General features: G+C 70.8%; 2 protein-coding genes and 1 pseudogene. 2 read left to right on the top strand and 1 reads right to left on the bottom strand.

Annotated elements, in window-relative coordinates:
- Positions 1-490: aldo/keto reductase (locus tag ACIRS4_RS37895; protein WP_404204771.1), on the top strand; the 490-nt coding region annotated here is incomplete at its 5' end.
- 38 nt (positions 491-528) lie between these two features.
- On the top strand, positions 529-966 hold the full coding sequence (locus ACIRS4_RS37890; RefSeq protein WP_404204769.1) for an RpiB/LacA/LacB family sugar-phosphate isomerase: 438 nt from the start codon (positions 529-531) through the stop codon (positions 964-966).
- Here the strand turns inward: ACIRS4_RS37890 and ACIRS4_RS37885 are convergent.
- A pseudogene (locus ACIRS4_RS37885) lies at positions 967-1,190 on the bottom strand (acyl-CoA synthetase); the annotation flags it as partial.

The following is a 1,190-nucleotide window of genomic DNA, read 5'->3' as shown; positions in this document are numbered from 1 at the left end:
CGTCCACCCGGTGACCGCGCTGCAGAGCGAATGGTCGCTGTGGACCCGAGACATCGAGGCCGAGATCGTGCCCGCCTGCCGCGAGCTCGGAATCGGCATCGTGCCGTTCTCGCCGCTGGGTCGCGGCTTCCTCACCGGCGCGATCACCTCCACCGCCGACCTGCCCGCCGACGACATGCGCCGCCGCCTGCCCCGGTTCGCCGACGGCAATATCGACGCCAATCTCGCCATCGTCGCGGCCCTGCGGGAACTGGCCGACGAGAAGGGCGTCACCGCGGGGCAGTTGGCCCTGGCCTGGGTGCAGTCCCGCGGCGACGACGTGGTTCCGATCCCCGGCACCAAGCGTCGCACCTACCTCGAACAGAACGTGGCCGCCACCGAGATCGTGCTGTCGCCGGAGGATCTGGCCCGCATCGAGGCCGCCGCACCGGCCGCATCGGTGGCCGGGGCACGCTATCCCGAAGCGCTCTCGCGCGTCACGAACCGCTAGTCCCCCTGATCCCGGGCCTCGTCGAGGAGACTGTCCGCATGAGGATTTCGGTTGCCGCAGACGAGGACACCGGGGTGGCCACGGCCGTGGTCGAGGAGCTGCGGACGCGCGGGCACGAGGTGACCGTGCACGGGGCCCTCGATCCGGACGAGCGCGACGATTGGGCGTGGGCGTGCGAGGCGGCGGCGCGCGACGTCGCCGACGGCCGGACCGAGCAGGCCATCGTGTGCTGCTGGACCGGCACCGGCGCGTCCATCGCCGCCAACAAGGTCGCCGGGGTGCGGGCGGCGCTGTGCGTGGACGCGTATACCGCTGAGGGGGCACGGAAGTGGAACGACGCCAACGTGCTGGCGCTGAGTCTGCGCCTCACCTCGCGCGCGCAGCTGAGCGAGATTCTCGACGCCTGGTTCGCCGGGGCTCCGAGTGAGGACCCCGGCGATCGGGCGAACATCGCCCATGTGGATCTGATCAGCTGATCAGTCCTGCGCGGCCAGATCCGCGTGCCGCGTACGCAATTCGCGTTTGAGGATCTTGCCGCTGGGGTTCTTGGGCAGCGCCTCGACGAAGGTCACGTACTTGGGGACCTTGTATCCGGCGAGGCGCTGTTTGCAGTGGGCGATGACGGCGTCGGCGTCCGGCGCGGTTCCGGTGCGCGCCACCACGATCGCGGCGACCGCCTCGATCCAGCGCGGATGCGGGA

It is taken from the genome of Streptomyces sp. NPDC101166, from assembly GCF_044768125.1.
In the GTDB taxonomy this organism is placed as follows: Bacteria; Actinomycetota; Actinomycetes; order Streptomycetales; family Streptomycetaceae; genus Streptomyces.
The sequence above is the reverse complement of the archived record's forward strand: the minus strand, read 5'-3'. Positions and strand labels throughout refer to the sequence as shown.